This window comes from Kitasatospora sp. NPDC088351, from assembly GCF_040685575.1.
Taxonomy (GTDB): domain Bacteria; phylum Actinomycetota; class Actinomycetes; order Streptomycetales; family Streptomycetaceae; genus Kitasatospora.
Map to the genome: position 1 here is coordinate 102,151 of NZ_JBFBIL010000016.1, position 26,627 is coordinate 128,777.

General features: G+C 73.7%; 20 protein-coding genes, 2 pseudogenes and 4 riboswitches. Of the genes and pseudogenes, 5 read left to right on the top strand and 17 right to left on the bottom strand.

Annotated elements, in window-relative coordinates; translation table 11 throughout:
* Nucleotides 1-5 precede the first annotated feature (5 nt).
* Complete coding sequence (locus tag AB0P06_RS14885; RefSeq protein WP_363607660.1) at nucleotides 6-893, top strand: spirocyclase AveC family protein; 888 nt, start codon at nucleotides 6-8, stop codon at nucleotides 891-893.
* Nucleotides 869-1,927, top strand: a pseudogene (locus tag AB0P06_RS14890) (FAD-dependent monooxygenase); the annotation flags it as partial. The gene AB0P06_RS14885 and the pseudogene AB0P06_RS14890, both read left to right, overlap by 25 nt.
* 348 nt (nucleotides 1,928-2,275) lie before the next feature.
* Here AB0P06_RS14890 and AB0P06_RS14895 read toward each other — a convergent pair.
* The 5 genes from AB0P06_RS14895 to AB0P06_RS14915 all read right to left on the bottom strand — a co-directional run bounded on the left by AB0P06_RS14895 (nucleotide 2,276) and on the right by AB0P06_RS14915 (nucleotide 10,016).
* Nucleotides 2,276-3,124, bottom strand: a complete 849-nt coding sequence (locus AB0P06_RS14895; RefSeq protein WP_363607661.1) for an ECF transporter S component — start codon at nucleotides 3,122-3,124, stop codon at nucleotides 2,276-2,278.
* On the bottom strand, nucleotides 3,121-4,764 hold the full coding sequence (locus tag AB0P06_RS14900; protein WP_363607662.1) for an ATP-binding cassette domain-containing protein: 1,644 nt from the start codon (nucleotides 4,762-4,764) through the stop codon (nucleotides 3,121-3,123). Before AB0P06_RS14900 ends, AB0P06_RS14895 begins: the two co-directional genes overlap by 4 nt.
* Nucleotides 4,761-5,912 carry an energy-coupling factor transporter transmembrane component T gene (locus AB0P06_RS14905; protein WP_363607688.1) on the bottom strand — a complete coding sequence of 384 codons (1,152 nt, stop codon included), beginning with the start codon at nucleotides 5,910-5,912 and terminating at the stop codon, nucleotides 4,761-4,763. The genes AB0P06_RS14900 and AB0P06_RS14905 overlap by 4 nt, the downstream gene beginning before the upstream one ends.
* Nucleotides 5,913-6,000: 88 nt before the next feature.
* On the bottom strand, nucleotides 6,001-7,086 hold the full coding sequence (locus AB0P06_RS14910) for a hypothetical protein (protein WP_363607689.1): 1,086 nt from the start codon (nucleotides 7,084-7,086) through the stop codon (nucleotides 6,001-6,003).
* A 17-nt stretch (nucleotides 7,087-7,103) separates the two neighbouring features.
* Nucleotides 7,104-10,016 carry a prenyltransferase/squalene oxidase repeat-containing protein gene (locus AB0P06_RS14915; protein ID WP_363607663.1) on the bottom strand — a complete coding sequence of 971 codons (2,913 nt, stop codon included), beginning with the start codon at nucleotides 10,014-10,016 and terminating at the stop codon, nucleotides 7,104-7,106.
* Nucleotides 10,017-10,118: 102 nt separating this feature from the next.
* Nucleotides 10,119-10,258, bottom strand: a riboswitch (cobalamin riboswitch).
* Nucleotides 10,259-10,310: 52 nt separating this feature from the next.
* A riboswitch (cobalamin riboswitch) is annotated at nucleotides 10,311-10,435 on the top strand.
* 110 nt (nucleotides 10,436-10,545) lie between these two features.
* Between AB0P06_RS14915 and AB0P06_RS14920 the strand changes: the two genes are divergently transcribed.
* Nucleotides 10,546-11,961: a hypothetical protein gene (locus tag AB0P06_RS14920; protein ID WP_363607664.1), complete on the top strand. Its 1,416-nt coding sequence runs from the start codon at nucleotides 10,546-10,548 to the stop codon at nucleotides 11,959-11,961.
* Here AB0P06_RS14920 and AB0P06_RS14925 read toward each other — a convergent pair whose 3' ends face one another.
* Both AB0P06_RS14925 and folP read right to left on the bottom strand, forming a co-directional pair.
* Nucleotides 11,962-12,750: an adenosylcobinamide amidohydrolase gene (locus AB0P06_RS14925; RefSeq protein ID WP_363607665.1), complete on the bottom strand. Its 789-nt coding sequence runs from the start codon at nucleotides 12,748-12,750 to the stop codon at nucleotides 11,962-11,964.
* Between the two features lie 187 nt (nucleotides 12,751-12,937).
* Nucleotides 12,938-13,831 (bottom strand): dihydropteroate synthase, encoded by an 894-nt coding sequence (folP, locus tag AB0P06_RS14930; protein WP_363607666.1) that lies wholly within the window; start codon nucleotides 13,829-13,831, stop codon nucleotides 12,938-12,940.
* A gap of 183 nt (nucleotides 13,832-14,014) precedes the next feature.
* Between folP and metF the strand changes: the two genes are divergently transcribed.
* The gene (gene metF, locus AB0P06_RS14935) at nucleotides 14,015-14,932 is read left to right on the top strand and encodes a methylenetetrahydrofolate reductase [NAD(P)H] (RefSeq protein WP_363607667.1); all 918 of its coding nucleotides are present in this window, start codon (nucleotides 14,015-14,017) and stop codon (nucleotides 14,930-14,932) included.
* 110 nt (nucleotides 14,933-15,042) lie between these two features.
* On the opposite strand, the gene AB0P06_RS14940 is transcribed toward metF, so the two are convergent.
* The 4 genes from AB0P06_RS14940 to AB0P06_RS14955 all read right to left on the bottom strand — a co-directional run bounded on the left by AB0P06_RS14940 (nucleotide 15,043) and on the right by AB0P06_RS14955 (nucleotide 19,881).
* Complete coding sequence (locus AB0P06_RS14940; RefSeq protein ID WP_363607668.1) at nucleotides 15,043-15,312, bottom strand: hypothetical protein; 270 nt, start codon at nucleotides 15,310-15,312, stop codon at nucleotides 15,043-15,045.
* A 111-nt stretch (nucleotides 15,313-15,423) separates the two neighbouring features.
* Entirely contained in the window at nucleotides 15,424-17,733 is a 2,310-nt protein-coding gene (gene metE, locus AB0P06_RS14945; RefSeq protein WP_363607669.1) for a 5-methyltetrahydropteroyltriglutamate--homocysteine S-methyltransferase, read from the bottom strand.
* 136 nt (nucleotides 17,734-17,869) lie between these two features.
* Nucleotides 17,870-18,095, bottom strand: a riboswitch (cobalamin riboswitch).
* A gap of 79 nt (nucleotides 18,096-18,174) precedes the next feature.
* Nucleotides 18,175-19,071, bottom strand: a complete 897-nt coding sequence (locus AB0P06_RS14950; protein WP_363607670.1) for an ABC transporter substrate-binding protein — start codon at nucleotides 19,069-19,071, stop codon at nucleotides 18,175-18,177.
* A 51-nt stretch (nucleotides 19,072-19,122) separates the two neighbouring features.
* Complete coding sequence (locus AB0P06_RS14955; RefSeq protein WP_363607671.1) at nucleotides 19,123-19,881, bottom strand: SDR family oxidoreductase; 759 nt, start codon at nucleotides 19,879-19,881, stop codon at nucleotides 19,123-19,125.
* 29 nt (nucleotides 19,882-19,910) lie between these two features.
* Here AB0P06_RS14955 and AB0P06_RS14960 point away from each other — a divergent pair, with 29 nt between their 5' ends.
* Nucleotides 19,911-20,423, top strand: a complete 513-nt coding sequence (locus AB0P06_RS14960) for a nuclear transport factor 2 family protein (protein ID WP_363607672.1) — start codon at nucleotides 19,911-19,913, stop codon at nucleotides 20,421-20,423.
* Nucleotides 20,424-20,495: 72 nt separating this feature from the next.
* Here the strand turns inward: AB0P06_RS14960 and AB0P06_RS14965 are convergent, their stop codons facing one another.
* The 6 genes and pseudogenes from AB0P06_RS14965 to AB0P06_RS14990 all read right to left on the bottom strand — a co-directional run.
* Nucleotides 20,496-20,981, bottom strand: a complete 486-nt coding sequence (locus tag AB0P06_RS14965; RefSeq protein WP_363607673.1) for a flagellar hook-length control protein FliK — start codon at nucleotides 20,979-20,981, stop codon at nucleotides 20,496-20,498.
* Between the two features lie 37 nt (nucleotides 20,982-21,018).
* Nucleotides 21,019-22,104, bottom strand: a complete 1,086-nt coding sequence (locus AB0P06_RS14970; protein ID WP_363607674.1) for a peptidase — start codon at nucleotides 22,102-22,104, stop codon at nucleotides 21,019-21,021.
* 102 nt (nucleotides 22,105-22,206) lie between these two features.
* A riboswitch (cobalamin riboswitch) is annotated at nucleotides 22,207-22,336 on the bottom strand.
* 107 nt (nucleotides 22,337-22,443) lie between these two features.
* Nucleotides 22,444-23,355, bottom strand: coding sequence for a 3-hydroxyisobutyrate dehydrogenase (mmsB, locus tag AB0P06_RS14975; RefSeq protein WP_363607675.1), 912 nt, complete (start codon nucleotides 23,353-23,355; stop codon nucleotides 22,444-22,446).
* A complete protein-coding gene (locus AB0P06_RS14980; RefSeq protein WP_363607676.1) occupies nucleotides 23,337-24,413 on the bottom strand; it encodes an enoyl-CoA hydratase/isomerase family protein in 1,077 nt (358 codons plus the stop codon). The genes mmsB and AB0P06_RS14980 overlap by 19 nt, the downstream gene beginning before the upstream one ends.
* A complete protein-coding gene (locus tag AB0P06_RS14985) occupies nucleotides 24,413-25,555 on the bottom strand; it encodes an acyl-CoA dehydrogenase family protein (protein WP_363607677.1) in 1,143 nt (380 codons plus the stop codon). Before AB0P06_RS14985 ends, AB0P06_RS14980 begins: the two co-directional genes overlap by 1 nt.
* An 8-nt stretch (nucleotides 25,556-25,563) precedes the next feature.
* Nucleotides 25,564-26,439 (bottom strand): annotated as a pseudogene (locus AB0P06_RS14990) (aldehyde dehydrogenase family protein); the annotation flags it as partial.
* Between the last annotated feature and the right edge of the window lie 188 nt (nucleotides 26,440-26,627).

Consider the following 26,627-nt stretch of genomic DNA (forward strand, 5'->3'; position numbering starts at 1 on the left):
CGCCCGTGTGCTGGGCAGCGTTCGGCCTCCTGTGCGTTCTCTTCCAGATCTGGGTGCTCGCCCGCTGGGCAGCCGACGGCAACCTGCACGCCTGTTCCTCAGGCGGCTACACGATGTCGGCGGGGATGAAGCTCGCCACCCGGATCGAGGACGCCGTGGCCCTGGCGGGCTCTGTCCTGCTGATCGTGGTGGCCTGGCGGCAGTCCCGCAAGGCCGGACACATCACGCTGTCCGCCGCACTCGTCACGGGCTACTTCCTGGTCTGGTGGACCGACCCCTATTCCGGCAGCTTCCACCACACGGTCAGCGCGAACCGGTACGACGTCAACCTCGTCTCCTGGGGCCCCTACCTGCCCGGATGGCACGGCCCGACCCCGCAGACCGAGACCTTCCTGGAAAACGGCGCCTACCCCTGGGTCGTTTTCTGGATCTTCATGGCCCTGGGCATCGCCGCGCTCCTGCGTCGGTACAGGCCCCGCTGGTCACGGGCCCGCACCGCAGCGGCGACCGTCGTGATCAGCCTGATCTGCGACATCCCCATGGAGCACGCCTACATGCGCTTCGGTGGCTACGGCTACCCCCGCGCACTGCCGTATCTCACGCTCTTCGAAGGCCACTGGTACCAGCTCCCCCTCACCTCACCACTGTGCCTGGTCCTCCTCGCCGCACTGCCGGTGCTGCTGATGACCTTGTACGCGGGACCCGGCCGGGAAGCCTGGCTGCTGGAAGGCTCCCTGTCCCTCCCGCCACGCGCCCAGCCGTGGATCCGGCTGCTCGCCGGCGTCGGCTTCGCCACCGTCTGCATGCTCGCGCTCCAGCTCGTCATGCTCCTGGCCTCCTTGGTCAGCCACCCGATCGTGCTTCCCTCATGGTTCGACCTTCCCCGGCCGTAGGCCGCGCCCGACGCCGCGGGCACGCCGTCGTGATCGGGGCGGGCATCGCCGGGCTGCTCGCGGCCCGCGTCCTGGCCGAGACGTTCGAACACGTCACCGTTGTCGAACGGGACCGGCTCACCGACGCGCCCACCCCCCGGCCCGGGGTTCCCCAGGGCAGACACGCCCACGCGCTGACCACCCGCGGCGCCCAGGCCATCGAGGAGCTGTTCCCCGGCATCCGCGACGAACTCACCGCCGAGGGCGCCCCCGTCTTCGACTTCTGCCGGCAGGCCCGGCTCCACCTCCCCGCCGGGCGACCCGAGCCGGTCACCTCCGGCATCCTCGTCCAGCCCGTCAGCCGGCCCCTGCTCGAAACCACCATCCGCTCCCGCGCCGCCGCCCTGCCCGGCCTGCGGATTCTGGACCGCCACACCATCACCGGACTGCACTTCGACAGACCGCTCCGGGTGAACGGCGTCCTCCTCCGACCACGGCAGCCGCCCGGAACTGCCACCCGGCTCCTGGATGCGGACCTGGTCGTCGACGCCTCCGGCCGTACCTCGCGTCTGCCCGACTGGCTCACCGCCGACGGCCTCCGGCCGCGCCCCTCGCAGACGGTGATCGATCCCGGTATCGGCTACGCCAGCCGCCTCTTTCGGGCGCCCCCGGGCTCGCACCCGCCGTGGCAGGCCCTCCTCGTGCCGCTGCGTGCCCCCGACACACCCCGCGGCTGCTTCGCCCTGCATATCGAGCACGACCGATACCTGATCACCCTCCAAGGGGCCTCCGGACACCACCCGCCAAACGACACAGCCGGGTTCGAAGCCTTCGCGGCATCGCTCAACTGCGGCCTCGACGACGCCCTGAACAGCATGGAACCCACCTCGGGAATCGCACGCTACCGCCACACCGCCAACCGGCGCATGCACTACCACCGCCTGCGCCCATGGCCCGACGGACTCATCGCGCTGGGAGACGCCGCCTGCGTCTTCAACCCCCTCTACGCCCAGGGCATGACCGTCGCCGCCCTCGAAGCCCACCTTCTACGACACCTGCTGGCCAACCAGCCGCCCGGCGGACCACACGACTTCGCCCGCCACTTCCAACGGCACCTCAACCGCACCACCCGCTGGCCCTGGGCCATGGCCACCCTCAGCGACCGCGCCTGGCAACCCGACCAGCACACGCCACTGGCGGCCCGCGCCGCGCAACGCTACCTTCGCGCCTGGCAGGACCTCATCCCCGACCACCCCGCGATGTACACCGACTACATCAGGGTCGCCAACATGCTCACCGGCCCAGCCACCCTCGCCCGCCCCCGCAACCTGCTGCTCGCCCTCCGCTCGGGCTCCGCCTCAAGGCCCTCCGCGCACCCTGCGGACGGCCCGGGCACAAGAAGGTCAGACACCGGCCGGAGTACCGGTGGGTCCGGGTCGGTCGCGGGAGTCGGGCAGGCCCGCGAAGCGCACGGTCGGCTCGAAGTTGGCGCGACGGGCCGCGCGGCGGAAGACGGTGAGGACGGCCGGGCCGACGATGAGGACGCACAGGCCGGTGGTGACGGCGCGGCCGGTGTCCCAGCCGAGCGAGGTGGCGAGGTCGAAGAGCAGGTAGCGGTGCCACTGTTCGGTGAAGGGAAGCCCGGGCAGGTAGGCGATCGAGCTGTTCGGGTCGGTGGAGAACGGCCAGAAGGAGAGGTTGAGCAGAAAGCCGAAGAGATAACCGGAGACGGCGCCGTAGCCGGCCAGCATCAGCACCTCCCACCTCCGCCGGAGCTTCGGCAGCAGCCCGGCGAGCATGCCGACGAAGGCGCAGCCGAACATCTGGTAGGGCATCCAGGGGCCGACTCCGCCGGTGATGAGGGCGGAGGCGAAGAGCGAGGTGCAGCCGAGGGTGAAGCCGAAGCCGGGGCCGAAGACGCGGCCGGCGAGGACGAGGATGAAGAAGACCGTCTCGACTCCCGCCGTGCCCGCGCCTAGCGGCCGCAGGCCCGCGTTGACGGCGGACAGGACGCCGAGCATGGCGAGCGCCTTGGCGTCGATGCCGCCGGCGGAGATCTCGGCGATGACGACGGCGAGGACCAGGATCAGCAGGGCGCCGAAGATGAGCGGCGGCGCGTAGGAGGAGCCGAACGTTCCCGGGGCGACGACGAACGGCCAGGTGAAGGCGGTCAGGCCGATGAACGCGGCGAGGGCCACGACGATGCGGGCCCGGCCGGGGATCCGGACGGCCGCCCGGGTGGGGGCGGTCACCGGCCGGCCTCCAGCCCGCCCAGGGCCCGGGCGACCTGACGGCTGGTCAGATAGGGCAGCGGGGCGAGGATCTTGGCGGTCTGGGGGGCGAAGGTGGGTGAGGCGACGATCACTTCGGCGGTCGGGCCGTCGGCGACGGTCTCGCCCTCGGCCATCACCACCACCCGGTCCGCGGCCGCGGCGACGAACTCGACGTCGTGGGTGGAGACGACGACGGTGTGCCCGTCGGCGGCGATCCCGTCGACGATGCCGATCAGCGCCTCCTTCGCGTGGTAGTCCAGTCCTCGGGTGGGTTCGTCCAGCAGGACCACCTCCGGCGCGGCGGCCAGCTGGACCGCCAGGACCAGGGCCAGCTTCTGCCCCTCGGAGAGGTCGCGGGGGTGGGTGCCGTCGGGGATGCCGGGGGCCAGCCGGTCCAGGATCCGCCGGCCGGCCGGCGCCGGCCGGCCCGCGGCGTCCTGGTCCGCCTGGGCCAGTTCCTGGGCCACCGACTCCAGGTAGAGCAGGTCCGTCGGGGTCTGCGGGACCAGCCCGACGAGTTGGCGGGCCTCGACGGCCGGGAGCCGTTTCGGGTCCCTGGCCGGTCCGCCTTCGGCCCGGGCGACCTTGACGGTGCCGCCCTGCCGCGGGCCGGAGCCCTGCAGGGCCCAGAGCAGGGAGGACTTGCCGGAGCCGTTGCGGCCCATCAGCGCGGTGACCTGGCCGGCCCGCAGCTCCAGGTCCACCTCCCGGACGGCGGCCACCTGGCCGTAGCGCACGACGATCCGCTCGGCGGTCAGCACCGTCCGTCCTCCGGCGGGTTCGCGGCGCGGCGGCGGGGCGGGGTGGCCGGAGAGGCGTTCCCTGAGCGGTGCGGCGGCCCGGCGGGCGTCGCGGACGGACAGCGGCAGCGGGTGCCAGCCGGCCAGCCGGCCGAGGTCGACGACCGGTGGCGCGATCGCCGTGCCGGTGAAGATCTCGGCGGGCGGTCCGTGGGCGACGGTGCCGTCACCGGGGAGGTAGGCGACGCGGTCGGCGTACTGGACGACCCGTTCCAGGCGGTGTTCGGCGAGCAGGACGGTGACGCCGAGGTCGTGCACCAGCCGGGTGACGGCCGCCAGGACCTCTTCGGCTGCGGTCGGGTCGAGTGCGGAGGTGGGCTCGTCCAGGACCAGGACCCGGGGGTGGGCGGTGAGCACGGAACCGATGGCGACGCGCTGCTGCTGTCCGCCGGAGAGCTCGTGCAGCGCGCGGTACCGCAGGTCGGCGAGGCCGAGCAGGTCGAGGGTCTCCTCGACGCGTTTGCGCATCGTCTCCGGGGGGATCGCCAACTGCTCCATGGCGTAGGCGAGTTCCTCCTCGACGGTGTCGGTGACGAAGCCGGCCAGCGGGTCCTGTCCGACCACGCCGACCACGTCGGCGAGTTCGCGCGGCGGGTGGTGGGCGGTGTCCCGGCCGTCGACGGTGACCCGGCCCGACAGGGTGCCGCCGGTGAAGTGCGGGACGAGGCCGTTGACCGCGCCGAGCAGGGTGGACTTGCCGGCGCCGGTGCGCCCGACCACCAGGCAGAGTTCGCCCTCCGGGATGTGCAGGTCGACGTCGCGCAGTGTCGGTGCGGCCGCGCCCTCGTACACCACGCCGACCTGGTCGAAACGGATCACTTGGTCACCTCGGTGTGCGTGCGGCCGCCGGTACGGCGGTCCCCGGTGGTACGGTCGGCGGCCCGCTGCCGGGGCACGGCCGGGGGTTCGGGTGTGCGGCCCGGGGGCGGGGCGATGACCCCGGCGGCACCGGCCAGCAGCAGGGCCAGCACGGGGACGACCGGCAGGCTCGGCCAGCTCAGCGGGTAGAGCGACGGGTTGAGGTCGGTGGCGTCGTACCCCACGGTGACGAACAGCAGGGTCGCGGCCGCCACTCCGCAGCCGGCGACGCCCCACTCGGCGGACCGCCACGGGTCCGGCCGGTAGGTGGTGCGGCATACCCGTCGGCCGCCGAGCGCCAGGCCGGCCGCGCACAGCAGCGAGCCCGCGAGCAGGGCCGGCAGCCCCAGCGCGGCGGGGGCGGTTCCGTCCAGCAGCCCGTACACGCCCGCGCAGAGACCGATCATGCCGAGCAGCATCAGCGCGCCGGTGGCCCGGCGGGACGCGCGGGTGGCGGTGCCGGAGCGGCCGTAGCCCCGGGAGTCCATCGCTGCGGCCAGGTGCAGCGAGCGTTCCAGCGCGTCCTCCAGCACCGGGACGACGATGCTGCGCAGAGCCCGGATGCCCTTGCTCCGCCCGGCGCGCAACCGCCTCGCGCGAACCACCCGTTGGACGCTCTGCACCAGCTGCGGGGCGACGCTGATCGAGACCGTCACGGCCACGCCCAGCTCGTAGAGGGCGCCGGGGAGCACGCGCAGGGCCCGTTTGGGATTGGCCAGGGTGTTCGCCGCGCCGATGCAGCAGAGCAGGCAGGCGAGCCGCAGGCCGTCGGTGGCGGCCGAGAGGGTGGCCTCCAGGGAGACCGGGCCGCCGATCCGGATGCCCGCGTACCAGTCGGGGGTGGGGATGTGCGGGAGCGAGAAGAGCAGGTGGTCGTGGGGGGTGATGCCGGTGGCGAAGACGCACCGGAAGACCACCCGGATCGCCACCACGGTCAGGGCGAGCCACAGGTAGTACTTGAAGCCGCGGGCCCACGGGGCCTCGGTACGGCGGGCGGTGACCACGTAGCCGAGGACGGCGAGCACCAGGAACAGGAGCAGCGGATTGGTGGTGCGGCTGGCCGCGGTGGCCAGGGCCAGGGCCCAGGCCCACCAGGCCAGCGGGTGCAGGTTGCGCGGGAGTCGCCCGGCCCCCGCGGCCCGCCCGGGGGCGGACTGCGGGGACCCGGTGCCGGGTCGGTCGAGCACGGTCACGGAATCACTCGGCCCGTCGGCGGCGGCGCGCGGCGATGACGGTGGCGGTGCCGAGGGCGGCCACGAGCACGACTCCGGCGACCACGGGCGCGATCGGGCCCGCGTCGTGCGGGGCGTCGGCGACCGGGGCGGCGTTCACCACGGCCGGACCGCCGGCGTCGGCGGACGGGGCCGGGGTCGCCGGGTCCGTGGACGGCGGTGGTGCGGTGTCGGTGGCCGACGGGGTGTCGGACGGAACCTGGGCAGGGGTCTCGTCGGGCGCGGGCACGGACGCGGCCGGATCGGGTGCGGGGGTGGTCTGCTCGGGCAGCCCGGCCGGCGGGATCGCCGGTTCGGTACGGCCCGTGCCTCCCGGGGTCCCGGCGGCGGGCGGACGTTTCGTGCCGCCGCCACCGGTGCCTCCGGTGCCGCCGGTGACCGAACCGCCGGACGTCCCCCCGGTGCCGCCGCCGGTGCCGCCACCGCCGGCGGTGCCGCCACTACCGGAGCCACTGCCGCCGGCCGAACCGGCACCGGCCGGCGGCCTGGGCGGCTCCGGGGTGGCGGCCGCTCCGCCGTCCGGTGCGGTGTTGTGCGCGCGGACGGTGTCGGGCGAGAAGGCGGGACGTCCTTCGGTGCCCTCGATGTTGGTCCCGCCGAAGATCCACAGGTCGACGCTGCCGGGCTTCGGCCGATAGCTCATCGCGCCGAGCTGGCTGTACGACCAGGTGTTCTCACCCGGGTCCGCGTGCCAGTACGACCAGTAGGCCGTGGCGGGCGGTGTGAGGACGCACTTCTCCTGATCCGGGGTGGGGAACTGCTTGCCGCCCTGGTAGCCGCTGTAACCGATCCGGCAGATGAACGCCGGGCCGTCGTGCCCCGTCCCGGTGGTCTTCCAGCCCCCCTGGTTGAGCAGGGTGTAGCCGGTGGTGGGGGTGGTGCCGCAGGAGCGCAGCAGCGGGCCGCCCCACTTGCCGAAGTCGACGGCGAGCACCACGCCGGAGGTGGTGGTGCACTGTTCGATCGGCAGCGGGGCCGCCACCGCCGGGGCAGCCGCCACCCCGAGCCCGCCGAAGGCGAGGGCGAGCGTCGTGGCAACGGCCCCGAGCAGCCGGCCGGTCCGCCGGATCACCGGTGGCGCCCGGGTGCGGAGGCCGCGCGGCGGCGGGCGGCGAGGACGGCTGCGGCTCCGGCGCCGACCAGCAGCCCGGCGGCTGCCATCAGGGCCGGTGTGTCCGTCCCGGTGCGGGCGAGGCTGCCGCCGTCGGCCGTGCCGGGCACGCGGTTTCCGGGTACGCCGGGCTGGGCCGGGTATCCGGGGTCGCCCGGGACGGGCCCGCCGGACACACCGGGCGTCCCGGTGTCCGCGGTGGCCGGGGCGGTCGGGGCGGTCGTGGGTGAGCCGGTCGGGGCCGGGGATCCGGTCTCCGTCGGGGAGCCCGTCGGCGTCGAACTCGGCGTCGGACTCGGCGTCGCCGTCGGCGAACCGGTCGGAGTGGGCGTGCTGCCGAGGTCCCGCCGGAGGGTGCCGAAGGAGATTCCGGTGGCGCCGCCCACCGCCTGGGTGGAGGCCCGGACGTCCGAGCCGCGCTGTCCGCTCGTGGCGACGTTGAAGCCGCCGTCGCTGTTCTGCTGGCCGGCGAGGAAGTCCAGCGCCTTGGCGATCGGGCCGGCGTAGGCGCTCTGACGCAGCGTCATCCCCTGGATCGCGAGGGCGGCCGAGTTGGTGGAGTCACCGGCCGCGCCGGGGAAGCCGCCGTCGGCCTCCTGCTTGCCGGCCAGCCAGCCGAGGGCCTTGTCCACGGCCTGGGCGCCGTCGTCCCCGGGAGCGAGGGCGAGGGCCATGGCCGCCATGGCGGTGCTGTCCACGTCGGAGTCCCCGGTGGCGGGGATCAGGCTCGGCCAGGAGCCGTCGGCGTGCTGGAGGCTCTTCAGGTAGGCGACCGGCGCGGCGGCCGGCCCGGTCTCCCCGGCGCGCAGCTGGGCCATGATGCCGAGCGCCTGGGAGAAGACCGAGGTGGCGTAGGTGTAGTTGCCGGGCGCCGCGCAGCCGGTGTCCGGGTTCGTCTGGGCGCAGACCGCCGTGGCGAGGGCGGCGATCAGGTCGTGGCCGCCGAAGGCGCGCGGGTCGCGGCCGGTGATCTCGGCGAGCAGCGCCTCCTTGCCGATCGAGCCGCCGCCGGCGTACTCGGTGCCGATGCCCGTCCAGTCGTTGACGGTTCGGTCGCCGGCGTCCTTGCCCTGCTGGTCCAGGAAGTCGACGATCCTGCGCAGGGCCGCGTCGTCCGCGCCGGTGGCGGCGAGGGCGTAGGCGCCGTCGATGGTGAGGCCGAAGTCGGCGAAGGCCGGGAAGGCCTCGTAGTAGTGACCGTCGATCAGGCGTGCCGGGTCGGTCAGGTAGGCGCTGCCCTTGCCGAGATCGGGGGTCTTCCCGGGGTGCGGGCCGGGCGGCGCGGTCGTGGCCGCGTTCGGGTCGTGCCGGACGCCGGTCGGGTCGGTGCCGGTCAGGGCGAGGATGGCCTGTTCGGTGGCGTCCGGGTCGGACTCGGTGGTCGACTCGTCGGTGCCGAAGCCGCCGTCCTGGCCCTGCCGGGCGGCGAGCCAGGTCCTGGCGGCGGTCTGTCCGGCGCTCCGGCCGGTGGCCTTGAGAGCCTGGGCCACGCGGGCGGTGCTGCCGGTGTCGCCGCCCGCGGCGCCGGTGTAGGGGAGGTAGGAGCCGTCGGCCTGCTGGCTCGCGGCCAGTTGGTCGGCGGCCTTCTTCGCCGTCTGCTCGAAGCCGCCGGCCTTGCGCAGGGCGAGAACGGCGAGAGCGGTGCCGGACGGATCGGACTCGCAGTAGTCGCCCGCCACGATCATCGCTCCGGCGATGCCGCCGTCGGCGCACTGGAGCGCCGTGAACCGGGTGAGCGCCGAGGCGGGCGGAGCGACCTCGGCCCGCTGCAGGGCGATGACGCCCAGGGCCTGGACCCAGGGCGAGGCCGCACCGTGGAAGTCCCCGGCGGCGGTGCACTTGCCGTTCTCGCCGGCCGAGGCACAGACGTGGTCGGTGAGCGCGGCGATCAGGTCGCGGCCGCCGAAGGCACGGGGGTTGCCGCCGGTGCTCTCGGCGACCAGGGCCAGCAGCGCGGCGGCCCTGGCGTCGGGCTCGGCGGACGGCCCGTCCGGGAGGAGGAACGCGTCGGTGTGGGCGGCGAGGTAGGCGAGGACCTTGCGCAGGACCGGGTCCTCCGTCCCGGCGGCGGCCAGGGCGATCGCGGTGAGGGACGTCCGGGGGAGGTCGGGGCCCTCGAAGGCCCAGTTCTCCATGTGGTCGCCGTCGACGAGCCGGCCGGCCAGCCAGGCGGCCGCCGCGACGGGGTCGCCCGCGGCGGACGACGGGCCGGTCGGGCTCGGGGACGTCGAGGGGGAGATGGACGCCGAGGGGGAGATGGACGCCGAGGGGGAGGCGGAGGCCGAGGGGGACGGACCGGCGCCGTTCTCGGCGCGGACGGAGTCCGGGGTGAAGGAGGGTGCCCCGCTGGTGCCGCCGATGTCGGTGCCGCCGTACACCCAGGCCTCGACCTCGCCGGGCTTCGGCTTCTGGGTGGCGGCGCCGAACTGGCTGTAGGACCAGGTCTGCCGACCGGGTTCGGCGATCCAGTACGACCAGTACGCGGTAGCCTGCGGGGTGTTGACGCAGAGCTCCTCGGCGGCTGTCGGGTACTGGGTGCCGCTGTTGAAGGTGCCGTTGCCGAGCCGGCAGATGAACGCCGGGCCGTCGTGCTCGGTGCCGGTGGTGGTGAAGCCGGCGTTGTGCAGCAGGTTCATCCCGGTGGTGGGGTGGGCGTCGCAGCCGCGGACGACCCCGCCGCCCCAGTGGCCGAAGTCGACGGCGACGATCGCGCCGGTGGTGGCGGTGCACTCCTCGATCGGGTCGGCGGCCGCGGTACCGGGGTGGCCGAGCAGGACCGTACCGCCCGCGGCGGCAGCGACGGCGCCGGTGGCCAGCAGGGACGTCAGACCCCGGGCTCTGTGACGTGTGCGCGTGCTGTTGACCCTCACCGGCGACTCCCTGATCGGTCGACGGGGTGTCACGGCGCAGCCGACGGCTCCCCGGCATGGGGACCGTCCCGACCGCGTCGTAGTCCTCGACGACGCAAGTGCTTCTGAACAGGCCCTCGGCGCAGGCAGTCCGGCTCATCCGCCCGGAGGGGCGGATCTACGGTTGCGGGTCAGCGCCGGAGTTGGACCGGCTTCCCCTACTGCCGAGGATGAAAAACGGTTCATCAGACCACGCTCCCGCGTCGGCCGTCAATGAGTCGTCATGTCGTCTTGGACACCTCGCCGGTGGCAGCACCGTGCGGTAGCGTCCCCGGTGGCCGAGCGGGGGAACCTGGTGCGATTCCAGGGCTGACGCGCAACGGTATGGGGCGGTTCCGCCGTCCCGAGCCCGAATGCCCGCCCGGCCACGTACCACCGGCGAAAGCCTGCCCACGCGATCCGGGCGGCGGCCGCTCCGGCCGCCGAACTCCCGAGGGAGCCCCGGGGCCCGGAGCCGGGTCGGCGCCCGTCACTCCAAGGAGCCCGCCCCGTGTCGTCCCTCCTCTCCTCCTCGCGCGTCTCCTCCGCGGTGGCCGTCCCGATAACGGCCGGCGCCCTGCTGCTCTCCGCCGTCCCCGCCCACGCGACCGCCACCCCGGCCCAGACAGCCACCTCGAAGAGCACCGGCGTCACCTATCTGAAGTCCCTCCAGGCCGCCGACGGCAGCTACGTCACCGGCGGGGGCCTCTCCGACGAGTGGGCGTTCAGCGCGCTGGCGGCCGCCGGCACCGCCGCGGCGGACGTGGCCCCGGGCGGCGACGCCACCAGGAACGCCCGCCTGGTGTACCGCAACCAGCTCGCCGCCACCACCTGGCCGAGCGCCGCGCCCGTCGTCACCGACTACGAGCGGGGCGTCCTCAACGCCTACGCCGCCGGGATCGACCCCGCGCGCGTCGGCCCCGGCCGCAACCTCATCGCGGACGTCGCCGCCTACTGGCAGACCGCCGAGCCCGGTTACTACGGCCCGTCCGCCAACTTCAACGGCACCGTGTTCGGCCTGCTCGCCCTCGGCGGCGCCAGGACGCAGAGCGGCGCCCAGCGGGTGCCGCAGGCCCTGCTCGACGCCTCGGTCACGGCGGTCCGCGCCAACCAGCACAACGACGGGGGCTGGAACTTCGGCAAGGCCGCCGGCGATCCGGCCGCACTCGCCCAGGCCGGTGACATCGACATGACCGGCGCCGCCATGGCCTCGCTGTGCAGCAGCGGCGTGCCCGGCACCGACCCCGCGATCGTCGCCGCCAAGAACTTCCTCAAGGGCAAGCTCGTCGCCTCCGGCGCCTTCAACTCGATGTTCGGCGCCAACACCGACTCCAACGGCTGGGCCGTCTCCGGTCTCAACGCCTGCGGCATCAACCCCCAGGGCGCCGACTTCACCAGCGGCACCGGCAAGACCCCGGTCGACTTCCTGATCTCCCAGCAGTTCAAGCCCGGTGGCGGCTTCAAGTACCTGCCCACCGACACCGCCCCCTCCCCCTACGCCTCCGTCGACGGGCTGCGTGCGGTCGCCGGGGCGGGCTTCACCGCCACCCCGCCCACCCCGACCACCGCCGGGGAGCCGACCTGGGCCACCACCGGTTCCTTCACCGCCGGCACCGCCGCCCGGCTCGCCCTGGTCGTCGACGACGGCACCGGCTCGCCCAGGGTCTGCGCGGTCACCGTCACCCCGACCGGCACCACCACGACGCTCGGCGCCGTCCTCGACGCCGCCGGGGCGGCGACCCCGAGCGGCTGCGTCACCGCCGTCACGCCGTCCTCCGGCAGCGGCACCGTCACCGCCGTCAACGGCACCGCCAACAGCGGGACTTCCAGCTGGAAGGTGAGCATCGACGGCGCCGCCGCCACCGGCGCCGCCCGCAGCACCGTGATCAGCGTCGGCGACACCGTCTCGCTGCGCTTCGGCAGCTGATCACCGCGCGCCGGACAGCACAAAGGTCCTGGCGCACTCCGGAGTCGACCGCGCATGGCCGGGCACGGCCCCCCGTGCCCGGCCTGTGCGGTCCCGCTCGGCGCCCAGCGTGACGGCCTCGTGGACGGCGCGGGCGGCCCGGGCGCCCCACCGGGAGCGCGGGCCGCCGAACGGCTCGGGCACCTGGCCCGGACCGGCTCGGCGGACCGCCACGCACACCGCGTCCGACGGCGTCCCGGAACAGTCGTACCCGGCCTCCACCAGCGCCTGGACCTTCGCCTCGGTCGCCGTCGCCAGCAGGTTGACCAGACCGGCGTCCGACACCGCGGCGGGCACCACCACCAGGATGTTGATCGTGCCCGGGAATCCGGCCCCGGCCTCCGCGGCCGGGTCGGGGGCGGCCGCCCAGGCCGGCACCCCGATCCCCGTCGTCACCACCGCGGTGACCCCGCCGTCGCAGGCCCAGGTGAAGTCGTCCACCCGCGCGGCGGTCATCAGCCCGGCGCCGGGGCCGCTCAGCCCCAGCCCGGTGGCCAGCCCGGCGAGGTGGCGGTCCGGGTCCATCCGGCCGCACCCGGGCCTGACCTGTGCGTTGACCACCCACTCCCGCTCGCCGAGGCCGCCCCCGAGCACCGCGCTGCTGAGCATCCGCCAGCCTGGACCGGCCCGCCACAGCAGAAGGTGCCGGCACTCACCGTCCTCGAACCGGCAGGACCGCTCGACCTCCACCGCCCCGCCGGTCCGGCCGACCGGTTCGGTGAAGGCCGCCTTCTGCTGCGGGAACGCCATGGAACGGGCCGCCTTCGGGTGAGTTCGGGTGAGAGTGAGCCGGGCCTGGCTGGGCCGGAGCCGCCGGCGGCGTCACGCGGGCGGGCAGCGCGAGCCGTCCGGCCGACCGGAAACCGGGCGACAAGAGTACCGACCGCCCGGGTGCGCGGCGGCGCCGGGCCCGCGTGCACCGGGCCCGGGCGGCTCGTCACCGGGTCGGCGCACCGGCCCGGACGGGCATGCCGGCGAGCGCCCGGCGCAACGCCGCCTCGACGCGGACCGCGTCCGCACTCGCCGACACGTCATGGACCCGAACCGCCCAGGCACCCTTCGCGGCGGCGAGGGCCGAGACGGCTGCCGTAGCGGCGTCGCGCTCCCGGGCGGGCCGGGGCTCGCCGGTCGACGGGTCGGCGAGCAGCGTCCCGAGGAAGCGCTTGCGCGAGGCCGCCACCAGGACGGGACGGCCGAGCCGGGCCCAGGCGTCCAGGCGGGCGAGCAGCGCCCAGTCGTCCTCCCGTCCCTTCGCAAAGCCGAGCCCGGGATCGACGATCAGCTGGGCGGGGTCCGCTCCGGCCGACACCATGGCGTCCAGCTGCCGCGCCACCTCACCGACCACCTCGTCGACCACGTCCTCGTAGTCGGCCAGGCCGTCCATCGCGGCGGAGTGCCCGCGCCAGTGCATCACCACGAAGGGAACCCCCGTCCTCGCCGCGACGGACACCATCAGGGCGTCCGCGCGACCCCCGCTGACATCGTTGATGATCCGCGCGCCGGCCTCCACCGCCGCCTCGGCCACAGCGGCCCGCATCGTGTCCACGCTGACGGTCACTCCCCGCGCCGCCAGCTCCCGGACGACGGGCAGCACGCGGCGCAGTTCCTCCTCCAGGGGCACCCTGGCCGCCCCGGGACGGGTCGACTCACCACCGACGTCCACCACGTCGGCTCCCCCGGCGGCCAGTTCCAGGCCGTGGGCGACCGCCTTGCCGGGATCCAGCCACAGACCACCGTCGGAAAAGGAATCCGGGGTGACATTGACGATGCCCATCACCCCGCAGCGACCCCAGTTCTCCACACCGGTGAGCGAGTACTCGTACGCGTTCATGAGGTCATTGTGCCGTGCCCGGAACCCACTGTCCGCAGCACCCTCGCACAAATTCCGCACCGCACTCCCGAACAGCCGGTCCGAAGCCCGGGAGCTCCCTCCGGAACGGGCGTCCGGCGGGCCCGCGTATCACTAGGTGGACACCCGCATGGGAATTCCCGGCACCGGTCGATAATATCCCGCATGACTCTCGGAACCCCCAGTACGAGGACCGACCGGGCAGTCCCGATCCGCGAGCTCCTGGCGGCCGGGGAATGCTCCTACTCGTTCGAGTTCATGCCTCCCCGCAGTGCGCGGGCGGAGGCCGGTCTGTGGAATGCGATCCGCAGGCTGGAGGCACTGTCACCCACCTTCGTCTCCGTGACCTACGGCGCGGGTGGATCGACGCGCGGACGCACCGTCGGCATCACCGGGCGGATCGCCCAGGAGACCACGCTGACCCCGGTCGCCCATTTGACCGCGGTGAACCACAGCGTCGCCGAGCTGCGCAACATCCTCGGCCACTACGCTGACCAGGGCGTTCGCAACATCCTCGCCCTCCGGGGCGATCCGCCCGGCGACCCGCTGGGCGACTGGGTGCGCCACCCCGAGGGCGTGACGTACGCGACGGAGCTGGTCGAGCTGATCAAGGAGTCCGGCGAGTTCTGTGTCGGCGTCGCGGCGTTCCCCGAGACGCACCCCCGCTCGCACGACCGCGACAGCGATATCCGGCATTTCGTGGAGAAGTGCCGGGCCGGGGCCGACTACGCGATCACCCAGATGTTCTTCGACGTGGACGGATATCTCCGGTTCCGCGACCGGGCGGAGAAGGCCGGGTGCACCGTCCCGATCATCCCGGAAATCATGCCGATTACCACGATCCGGTCACTCCGGCGCATTCCCGAGCTCAGCACCGCGATCATTCCTCCGTCATTCGTCGAAAGAATGACCAACGCGCAGGACGACGCCGAGCAGGTCCGCTCCATCGGTATCGACTTCGCCACCGAGATGTGCCGCCGGCTGATTTCCGAGGGCACTCCCGGGCTCCATTTCATGACGATGAACTTCTCCACGGTCACGACGGAGATCTACCAGAATCTCGGCCTGCACAACCGGAACTGACACCGGTGGCCGGTGGCCCCCGCCCGATCCCCGGCGGAGGGCCACCGGCCGCCACGTCACCGGCCACCACGTCACCGGCCGCCACGTCACCGGTCCGGGCGGCGAGGCGATCACGTCTCCCCTGTCGCCGGAGGGCTCGCGCTGTCCGACGCCGACGACCCGCCCGGAAGCGGCGGTCCCGCAACAGGCGAGGTCCGGGGCTGGGCCGCCGCCAGCCTGGCCAGGGCATTGCCGAGGGCGTGCTGCAGCACCCGGATCCGGGCTCCCTGTGCTCCGACCTGCCGACGGCCGGCCAGCAGGATCGCGTACTCCTTCTCGGGAATGGCGATCATCACCTGCCCGTCCACACGGATGCGACGAGCCTCGAACTTCCTTCCCACCGCTCCCCTCCTGTCGCATCCGGGGAACCGGCCGACAGCCGGTACGGGGTGGGTGCGGGGACGGTCGCCCCCGTCCCCACCCCGGCACCGGGGTCGGCTCTTCGGCTCGGGTCAGCCCTTCAGCTCGGCACGGACCAGGCGTGCGGCCTCGACGAGGTGGTCGAGCGAGGCGCGGGTCTCGGGCCAGCCACGGGTCTTCAGGCCGCAGTCGGGGTTGACCCATAGCCGCTCGGCGGGGATGGCCGCCAGTCCGGCCCTGAGCAGGGCCGCGGCCTCCTCGGTGCTCGGCACCCGGGGCGAGTGGATGTCGTAGACGCCGGGGCCGACCTCACGCGGGTAGCCGGCCTCGGCCAGCTCGTGCGCGACCTGCATGTGCGAACGGGCCGCCTCCAGGGAGATCACGTCGGCGTCGAGGTCGTCGATCGCGGTCATGATCGCGCCGAACTCCGCGTAGCACATGTGGGTGTGGATCTGGGTGTCCGCGCGCACCCCGGAGGTGGAGAGCCGGAAGGACTCGGTGGCCCACGCCAGGTAGACGGGGCGGCCGGCCGCGCGCAGCGGCAGCGTCTCGCGCAGGGCGGGTTCGTCGACCTGGACGACGGCGGCGCCGGCCGCCTCCAGGTCGGTGACCTCGTCGCGCAGGGCGAGGGCGACCTGGCGGGCGGTGTCGGCGAGCGGCTGGTCGTCGCGGACGAAGGACCAGGCGAGCATGGTGACCGGGCCGGTGAGCATGCCCTTCACCGGGCGGTCCGTCAGGTCCTGGGCGTAGCGGAACCAGTCGACGGTCATCGGGTGGGGGCGGGAGATGTCGCCGGCCAGCACCGGCGGGCGGACGTAGCGGGTGCCGTAGGACTGGACCCAGCCGTGCTGGGTGGCCAGGTAGCCGGTGAGCTGTTCGGCGAAGTACTGGACCATGTCGTTGCGTTCGGGCTCGCCGTGGACCAGGACGTCGATGCCCGCCTTCTCCTGGTAGGCGATCACCTCGCGGACCTCGGCGCGCATCCGGTCCTGGTAGGTGCCGTCGTCGATCCGGCCGGCGCGCAGGTCGGCGCGGGCGGTGCGCAGGTCGGCGGTCTGCGGGAAGGAGCCGATGGTGGTGGTCGGCAGCAGCGGCAGGCCGAGGCGGGCGCGCTGGGCCTCGGCGCGCTCGGGGTAGGCCTGGGCGCGGCGGGCGTCCTCGGCGGTGGTGGCGGCGACGCGGGCGCGGACGGCGGGGTCGTGGGTGAGCGCGGAGGCGGCGCGGGAGGCCAGGTCGGCCCGGTTGGCGGCGAGTTGGGCCGCCACGGTGTCGGTGCCCTCGCGCAGGCCCCGGGCGAGGGTGGTGATCTCGCCGGTCTTCTGGCGGGCGAAGGCGAGCCAGCGGGCGACCTGCGGGTCGAGGTCGCGCTCGGCGGCGGCGTCCAGCGGGACGTGCAGCAGCGAGCAGGACGGGGCGACGTCCACCCGGTCGGCGAGGCCGAGGAGCGTGCCGAGGACGGAGAGCGACTTCTCCAGGTCGTTGAGCCAGATGTTGCGGCCGTCGACGACGCCGGCGACCAGGCGCTTGCCGGGCAGGCCGCCGGCGGCGGCGAGGTCGTCGAGGTTGGCCGCGCCGGGGCCGGTGAAGTCGAGCCCGACGCCCTCGATCGGGGCCTTGGCCAGGACGGGCAGGGCCTCGCCGGCGCGGTCGAAGTAGGTCGCGACCAGCAGCTTGGGCCGGTCGGTGAGCCCGCCGAGCTCCCGGTAGACGCGGGCGGCGGCGGAGAGTTCGGCCGGTGTGCGGTCCTGGACGAGGGCGGGCTCGTCGAGTTGGACCCACTCCGCTCCGGCGGCGCGCAGGTCGGCGAGGAGTTCGGCGTAGACGGGCAGCAGCCGGTCCAGCAGGGTGATCGGCTGGAAGTCCGCGGTGACCCCGGGTGCGGGCTTGGCGAGCAGCAGGTAGGTGAGCGGGCCGACCAGGACCGGGCGGGCGGTGTGGCCGAGGGCGATCGCCTCGCGCAGCTCGCCGACCGCCTTGGCCGGGTTGGCGGCGAAGACCGTGTCCGGTCCCAACTCGGGTACGAGGTAGTGGTAGTTGGTGTCGAACCACTTGGTCATCTCCAGCGGCGCCACCTCCTGGGTACCGCGGGCCATGGCGAAGTAGCCGTCCAGCGGGTCGGCGTCGACGGCGGCGCGGTGCCGGGCGGGGATCGCGCCGACCGCCACCGTGGTGTCCAGCACATGGTCGTAGAGCGAGAAGTCCCCGGTGGGGACCTCGGTGACACCGGCGTCGGTGAGCCGTCGCCAGGTGTCGCGCCGCAGGTCCGCGGCGGTGGCGTACAGGGCCTCGGCACTGATCCGGCCGGCCCAGTAGCCCTCGATCGCCTTCTTCAGCTCCCGGTTCGGCCCCTGCCTCGGGTAGCCGTACACGGTGGCCTGCGGGGTGGTGGAACTCGTTGACACGGAACTCTCCTTCGCGAGTCGCGCTGCGATCCCGGGAGAGCGCGAGGAGGCGAAGGTACGACAGGGGTGCGCGACACCAGGATGTGCCCGCCCGCTCCGCCGACCCGCCCTCGAGGTCACCGAGATCACCGCGTGCGGGGTGCACGCGGGCAGTGGCAGGTCTTCGGACTCGCGGGCACGCCGGGCCTGTCGGCCTTCTCCGGCACCTACTGGCCGTCGCTTCCCGGGCCCCATCGGGGTCCAGTGCATGTGACGGCGGTCGTTCCCACTCACCGCTGCGGGGCAGTCCCGGATTCACACCGGGTTCCCTCTTACGACGCCATGCCTGGAGGACATGACGAACCGACTGCACCGCACAGACTAGGGCCCGCGGGGCCCGCCGTCACCGTCCGTCCGAATGCCGGATGGCCGGATGAGACCGATTCCGGGCAGGTGGCCGCCTCAGCCACGCTGTGACCCGGTCCCGTCGGCGGTCGCGGTGCGGTAGAAATCGGCTGCGGTGACGGTGGCGGGGACGCCGAGTTCGGCGGCGACGGCGGTGATCGCGGTGGCGCCGACGGCGAGGTCGGCTTGGCCGTCGGTGGTGAAATGCGGTGCGATGAACGTCTCGTAGTGGGCTCGGGCTTCGTCCGCGGTGTGCCGGCCGAGGAACGTCCGGATGTGGCGCACCGTGGTGTCGGGTTCGTTGTGGATCACCTGCAGGGCACGCCGGTGGGCTCGTACGACGGCCTGGACCGCGGGGTCGTCCGGGTGGAGGTGGGTGGGGTCGACGGCCACGCCTACGGTGGGGATCCTGAAGTGGTCGCCGACCCAGGCCAGCACCTGCCAGCCGTACTCGGCGGCTACCGCTTCCGGTGCCATGGTGCTGCCGACCAGGGCGGCGTCGATCCTGCCCTCGTGCAGCCTGCGCAGGTCCATGCCGTAGTCGCCGGGCGGGCGGACGACGGTGTGGATGTCGCGGTCCGGGTCGAGGCCGGCCCGGCGCAGCACGATCCGGGTGAAGCACCCGGGTGCGGTGTGGGGAGCGTGCACCGCCAGCCGTCGGCCGGCCAGGTCGGCCAGGGAGGTCAGGCCGGGGCGGGCGAGGAACCAGAACAGCGGGCGGTGGGTGTTGACGCTGAGGGCGACCCAGGGGGTGCCGTCGGCCAGTCGGGACAGCAGTGCCCGGCCGAGCCCGATGGTGGCGCCGTGGCGCAGCCGCTCCTCGTCCCACGAGCAGCCGTCGTGCAGCGCGACGTGGACGCCCTCGTCGGCGTAGTAGCCCTGCTGGTCGGCGATGTAGGCGGCCAGTTCCTCGTGCAGGCCCCGCCCGACGTAGGCGAGATCGATCGTGTACATGAACGTTTTTCCTTGATCGTGCCGCCGCCGTGCGCACAGGACGGCGGGGCGTCAGTACATGGACATCCCGCCGTTGACCGCGGCCGTGGTGCCGGTCATGACGGCGCTGTCCTCGCCGGCGTAGAAGGCGACCGCCCGGGCGACGTCGTCCGGGTGTGCCAGGCGGCCCAGGGGGGTGGCGGCCACCTGCCGACGCCTGTGCTCCTCGTCGAGCACATCCGCCGCCATGCGGGTGTCGTCCACCGGGCCGGGCTCGACGACGTTGACCGTGATGCCCAGCGGGCCCAGCTCCTGGGCGAGGTACCGGGCGAACTGCGCCAGTGCGGCCTTGGCCGTGCCCAGTGCGATCATGCCCTCCCGGGGCTGGCGGCTGAGGACGGTGCCGAGATAGACGATGCGTCCCCAGCCCTGTTCGGTCATGGCGGGCAGGACGGCCTTGGTGACCGCGAACGCCGCACGCAGCTCGTCGTCGAGCTTGCCGCCCAGCTCTTCCCACGTCATGTCCTGGAACGGCTTGACCACATACGGGGTGAGCGCGTTGTGCACGAGCACGTCGGTGCCGCCCCATGCCGCCCGGACCTGCTCGATCATGCTCTCGACCGCCGCTGCCTCGCGCACGTCGGCCTGCACGGCCATGGCCTGGCCGCCCGCGGCCTCGATGCCGGCCACGACCTTCCCGGCTGCCGTGCCGCTGTGCAGGTAGTTGACCACCACGCGCATCCCTCGTGCGGCCAGAACGCGCGCGGTGGCCGCACCGATTCCGCTGTCGGCCCCTGTCACCAATGCCACCCTGCCGGTCGCCCCGGTCATGGGACCACTCCCTGTCTGTCATTGTCATCGTGGGCCGCCGGGATGACCGTCCGGAAACCATGCTCGGCGGCGGGACCGCCGCCGGGGTTACGGTGGTCGGCAGGAGGCCGGCACACCGGATGTGCGCCTCGTCCGACACCGCTGTGATCGGAGGGAACACGATGGGGCACCAGGAGACCCGAGCGGCGCTGGATCGGCACTGGGCAGCGTCCGCCGCAGGGGACCAGGACACCGAGCACGAGATCTACCACGACGACGTCATCGTTGATTATCCCCAGTCGGGTGAGCGCATCCACGGCCGCCACAACCTGCAGGCGCTGCGCTCACACCACCCGGCCAGGCTCGGCTTCACCATCCGCCGGATTCTCGGCAGCGGGGACCTCTGGATCACCGAATACGTGCTCGACTACGACGGAAAACCGGTACCCACCGTCAGCGTGATGGAATTCCGCGATGGAAAGGTCGCCCGCGAGACCCAGTATTTCGCGGATCCGTTCGCTCCGCCCGCCTGGCGTGCCCAATGGGTGGAGCCGGCGCCATGACGGGCCTCCTGGTGCTCCAGCCGGATTTCTCCGTTCCCGCCGGAGCACCGAGGCGGATCGGCCCGGTGGGGATCAGGGCGCGGTGATACCCGGCTGGGCACCGGCACCGAAGGACCAGCCCTCGACGTCCCCGGGGGCCGGGTCGTAGCTTCCGGCGCCCAGCGAGCTGTACGACCACGGGCCGCCGTGCTGGGCGTGCCAGTACGACCAGTAGGCGGTGCCGGTGGGGTTGGTGCAGGTGGCGGGGAGAGCGTTGATCTTGCAGACGAAGCCCGGGTAGCGCGGGTGGAAGGCGTACGGGAAGCCGGCGCCGGTCAGTGCGGCCAGGCCGCTGGCCGGGTCGCCGGGGGCGCAGCCGGTCTCGATTCCGCCGCCGAGCGCGGCGAAGTCGACGACGACGGTCACGCCGGTCGTACCGGTGCAGGCGGTGGCGCTCGCCCGCGGCGCCTGGGCGGCGGAGGCGCCGAGCAGGCCGGCGGTCAGGGCCGCGACGGCGGCGACCGAACCGACGGTGCGGCGGATCCGGCGGGCCGGGGCCGGGGCAGGGGTGCGGGTCATCGAAAGGCTCCTCACGGGATCGGCGGTTTCGGCGGTTTCAGCGGCCGGCCGGTGCCGGGCAGGCCAGGACCGGGGCTGCCGGGCGCGCGCCGTGGGCGGAGAGGGCGGCCAGCGGGGTGCCGGACAGACCCAGGACGGCCTGCGCGGTGGCCCGGGCTCCGTTGGCCTGGCTGAACCCGGACGCGTCGTACGCGACCGCGCCGCGGACGGCGGCGTCGGCGGCGCAGCCCTGCTGGAGCTTGACCAGGCTGCTCCAGCCCTTGAGACCCGCGCCGAGCCGTCCGGTGGACAGCAGGGCCTGGGTGGCCAGTCCGGTGGTGTTGGCGTTGGAGGTGGTCGCGCCGGCTGCGGCGAACCCCCCGTCGGTGTTCTGGTGGGCGGTCAGCCGGCCGAGTCCGGCGTTCGCCTTGGCGGTGCGGCCGGTGGCGGCAAGGGCCTGGACGGCGAGCGCGGTGGCGTCCGGGTCGCCCGCGCAGGTGGTCTGGCCGAAGGCGACGGGGAAGCCGCCGTCCGCGCACTGGCTGCCGGCGAGGAAGTCGACGGCGGCGGCCGGGGCGCCGTCCGGGGTGCGCTGGAGGGCGATCACCGCCAGGGACTGGCCGAAGGCGTTGCTGTAGTCGCCCCACTGGGAGCGGTCGGAGAAGCGGCCGCTCGGGCTCTGGAGCGAGCGGAGCCGGGCCGGGAGGTCGACACCGCCGAAGCCGTGGACGTCCTCGCCACGGACCTCGGCGGCGAGCAGCAGCTTGGCGGTGGCCCCGGCGTACGCCTCGGTGGTCCCGTCGCCGAGGTAGCCGCTGATGATCCCGGGCTGCGCGAGCCAGGCGGTGGCCTTCGCGGCGGCCTGGTCGGAGCTGTGGGAGGCGGCGAAGGCCAGCACGGCGTCGATGGTCAGCCCCTGGTCGGGGTAGGCGGTGCCGTCGAAGACGGTCTCGAAGTGGTCTCCGTCGACGAGTTGGCGGGCGAGCCAGCCGGCCGCGGCGGCGTCGGGACGGACGGTCGTCGAGACCGGAGCCGGAGCCGGGGCCGGAGCCTGGGCCGCCTGGGCGGCGGACGCCGGAAGCACGGCGGTCAGAACGAGCGCGGGTATCGCGAGCAGACCGAGGGAGCGGCGGAGCGTGGGCATGGGACGCCTTTCCGGGCCCGGGCGCACGGGGTCCCCGCCCGGCCGCCGGTGCGGAACCGGGCAGCCCTGGGAACTCCGGCCCGCAGACCACGACGGGAGGAGGGAACACACGCCTCCGCCGACGGGTCCTCGGGCTCGCCGCCGACAGCCGTCGGCGGCCTACCGTTGCGGGTCAGCGCCGGACTCGGACCGGACTTCCCCCAGCGGCGGAGTCAGTACATGACGGCTCATCATGTCGGTCGTGCGGAGAAGGGGTCAAGGGCCGGACACCCGCCGGCCCCGACCCCGACCCCGGCCTCACGGGTCAGAACACCTCCGCCAGGACCGGCTCGTGGCCCGTCACTTCGCGCTCTCCCTGATGGTGTTGATGACCGCCGAGAAGTCCAGCCCGGCACCCTGGTCCGCGGCGAACCCGGCGTACAGCTCGGCCGCGTGGGAGCCCAGTTCCACCGGAACACCGGCGGCCTTCGCGGCGTCGGCGGCCAGGCCGAGGTCCTTGGCCATCAGCGCGGCGGCGAAGCCGGGCCGGTAGTCCCGGTTGGCGGGGCTGGCGGGCACCGGACCGGGCACGGGACAGTTGCTGGTGAGCGCCCAGCACTGGCCGGAGGCGGTCGAGACCACGTCGAACAGCGCCTGGTGGCTCAGGCCGAGGTGCTCGCCGAGGACGAAGGCCTCGCTGACGGCGATCATCGAGATCCCGAGGATCATGTTGTTGCAGATCTTCGCGGCCTGCCCGGCGCCGGACGGGCCGCAGTGCACGACCTTGCGGCCCATCGCCTCCAGGACCGGCAGAACGGCGGCGAAGTCCGCCTCCGCCGCGCCGACCATGAAGGTGAGGCTCGCGGCGCTCGCACCGGTCACACCGCCGGAGACCGGCGCGTCCAGCGCCCGGTGGCCCGCCGCGAGGGCCGCCGCGTGCGCTTCGCGGGCGTCGGCCACGTCGATGGTCGAGCAGTCGACGAACAGGGTGCCGGGCTCGGCCGCGGCCAGCAGTCCGCCGTCCCGGTAGAGGTCGAGGACCTGGCGGCCCGCGGGCAGCATGGTGATCACCAGCTGCGCGTCGGCCACGGCGGCCGGCGCGGAGGCGGCGGCCGGCACGCCGGCCGCCTCGGCGCGGCGCAGGGCGTCGGGGTCGAGGTCGAAGCCGGTCACCCGGTGGCCGGCCCTGACGAGGTTCGCGGCCATCGGGCCGCCCATGTTGCCCAGTCCCACGAAGGCGATCGTGCGGATGGTCACCAGCGTTCCTCCCATGCGGTGGTGGTGCCGAGGCCCAGCTCCTGCGGGCCCAGCGGGGTGAAGAAGCGGTCCACGTCGTCCTCGGTCACGGCCTCCAGGACCGGTGGCGACCAGCGTGGGGAGCGGTCCTTGTCGATCACCTGGGCCCGGACGCCCTCGACCAGGTCGGGCGAGCGCAGGGCCGCGCTGGAGACCCGGTACTCCTGGTCCAGGACCTGCTCCAGCGGGCCGAGCCGGCGGGCCCGGCGCAGCGAGCGCAGGGTCACCTTGAGGGCGGTGGGCGACTTGGCGGCGATCTGCTCGGCGGCCTCCTTCGCCGCGCCCTCCCCGCTGGCGCGCAGGCGGTCGAGGATCTCCTCGACCGTGTCGGCGGCGTAGCAGTGGTCGATCCAGTCGAGCTGTGCGGCGAGCGGGCCGGCGGGGACGGGAGCGGCGTGGCGGTGCACCGCGGCGGTGACCTCCTCCTCGGTGAGCGCGGCGAGGAACGACGGCAGCTTCGCGGCGGGGACGAGGAGGTCGGCCAGTCCGCACAGTAGCGCGTCGCCCGGTCCGGCGGTCGCGGCGGTGAGTGCGAGGTGGGTGCCGAGTTCGCCCGGGGCGAGGGCGAGCAGGTAGGTGCCGCCGACGTCGGGGACGAAGCCGATGCCGGTCTCGGGCATGGCGATCCTGGTGCGTTCGGTGACGACGCGGACGCGGCCGTGGGCGGAGATTCCGACTCCGCCGCCCATCACGATGCCGTCCATCACGGCGATGTACGGCTTGGGGTAGCGGGCGATCCTGGCGTTGAGGCGGTACTCGTCGCGCCAGAAGCCGAGGGAGGCGGTGCCGCCGGCCCGGGCGTCCTCGTAGATGGCGCGGATGTCCCCGCCCGCGTAGAGGCCGCGCTCCCCCGCGCCGGTGATGACCACGGCCGCCACCGTCTCGTCCTGCTCCCAGCGGGCGAGGGCCTCGTCGATCCGGCGGACCATCGGGTGGGTCAGCGCGTTGAGTGCCTTCGGCCGGTTGAGGACGATCCGGCCGATCCGGCCCTCGCGTTCGAGGAGGACGTCCTCCTGTTCCGTCCCGGTGTTCATCAGGCGGCCCCGGTCAGGCTGCGGGCGACGATGACGCGCATGATCTCGTTGGTCCCTTCGAGGATCTGGTGCACCCGCAGGTCGCGGACGATCTTCTCGACGCCGTACTCGGCGAGGTAGCCGTAGCCGCCGTGCAGTTGGAGGGCGCGGTTGGCGACCTCGTAACCGGTGTCGGTGGCGAAGCGCTTGGCCATCGCGCAGAGGTGGGGGGCCTGCGGGTCGCCGTCGTCCAGCGCGGTGGCGGCGCGCCAGAGCAGCGACCTCGCGGCCTCCAGCTCGGTTGCCATGTCGGCGAGCTGGAACTGCAGGGCCTGGGCGTGCAGGAGCCTGGCGCCGAACGCCTCCCGTTCGGCGAGGTACTTGGTGGCCCGTTCCAGTGCGTCCTGGGCCCCGCCGAGGGAGCAGGCGGCGATGCCGAGCCGGCCGCCGTCGAGGCCGTTCATGGCGATCCGGAAACCTCCGCCTTCCACCCCGAGCAGGCGGTCCGCGGGCAGCCGGACGCCGTCCAGGACCACCTGGCGGGTGGGCTGGGCGTTCCAGCCCATCTTGCGCTCGTTGGGCCCGAACAAGAGTCCCGGATCCCCGCGTTCGACGACGAACGCGGAGATGCCGTGCGGTCCCTCGCCGCCGGTGCGGGCCATCACCACGTACACCTGCGAGGACCCGGCGCCGGAGATGAACTGCTTGACGCCGTCCAGGACGTAGTGGTCGCCGTCGCGGCGGGCGTGGGTGGTGAGTGCGGCGGCGTCCGAGCCGGCGCCCGGCTCGGTGAGGCAGTAGCTCGCCAGGTCGCGCATCGAGCAGAGGCCCGGCAGCCAGCGGGCCCGCTGCCCGGGCGTGCCGTGGCGGTCGATCATCCCGGCGACCATGTTGTGGATGGAGGTGTAGCCGGCGATGGAGGGACAGCCGGTGGCGAGGGCTTCGAAGGCCAGGACGGCGTCCAGCCGGGTCAGGCCGGAGCCGCCGCACTCCTCGCGGACGTGGACGCCGCCGAGCCCGAGAGCGGCCGCCCTGGCGAGGACGTCCACGGGAAAGTGCTTGTTCTGGTCCCACTCCACCGCGTACGGGGCAAGGCACTCCTGCGCGAAGTCCCTGGTGGTCGAGACGATGGCGAGCTGATCCTCGGTCAGTTCCCTGTGCACAGCGGCCCTCAGCCCATCGTGGGGATGGTGAAACTCGCGCCCTCCTTGACCCCGGAGGGCCAGCACGAGGTGACGGTCTTGGTCCGGGTGTAGAAGCGGATCGCGTCCGGCCCGTACTGGTTGAGGTCGCCGAACCCGGAGCGCTTCCAGCCGCCGAAGGTGTGGTACGCCACCGGCACCGGAATCGGCACATTGACACCGACCATACCGGTGTTCACCCGCCGGGAGAAGTCCCGGGTGGTGTCGCCGTCCCGGGTGAAGATCGCCACCCCGTTGCCGTACTCGTGCTCGCTCGGCAGCCGCAGCGCCTCCTCGTAGTCCGCGGCGCGGACCACGCACAGGACCGGGCCGAAGATCTCCTCCTGGTAGATCCGCATCCCGGGGGTGACGCGGTCGAAGAGCGTGGCGCCGAGGAAGTAGCCACCCTCACACCCGGGCACGGTCAACTCGCGTCCGTCGACCACCAGTTCGGCGCCCTCCTGGACGCCGAGGTCCAGGAGGCCGCGCACCCGCTCCAGGGCGTCCCGGCTGACGAGCGGGCCGAAATCGGCCTCGGGATCGTGGGCGGCGCCGACCTTCAGCGCGGCGATCCGCTCGGTGAGCCTGGCGACCAGGGCGGAGGCGGTCTCCTCCCCCACCGGCACCGCGACGGAGATGGCCATGCACCGCTCGCCGGCGGAGCCGTAGCCCGCACCGATCAGCGCGTCGGCGGCCTGGTCGAGATCGGCGTCGGGCATGACGATCAGGTGGTTCTTGGCACCGCCGAAGCACTGCGCCCGCTTTCCGCGGGCCGCCGCCGTGGCGTACACGTACTGGGCAACCGGCGTGGACCCGACGAATCCCAGGGCCTGCACCCGGGGGTCGTCGAGCAGGGTGTCGACCGCCGATGAAACGGGTGAGTTCACGGACCATCACAAGCCTGCTCTCGTCAGGATGTCAGGTGGGATCCGAGAGAACCGGGGCACGGCGGCACGCCCGCCCGACACGCAGGTGTGCGGGACGCGGGTGCTGCCGGGCGCGGCGAGCCGTCAGGGTGACGTGCGTGCCGCGACCGTCGCAGGATCACCAGGGC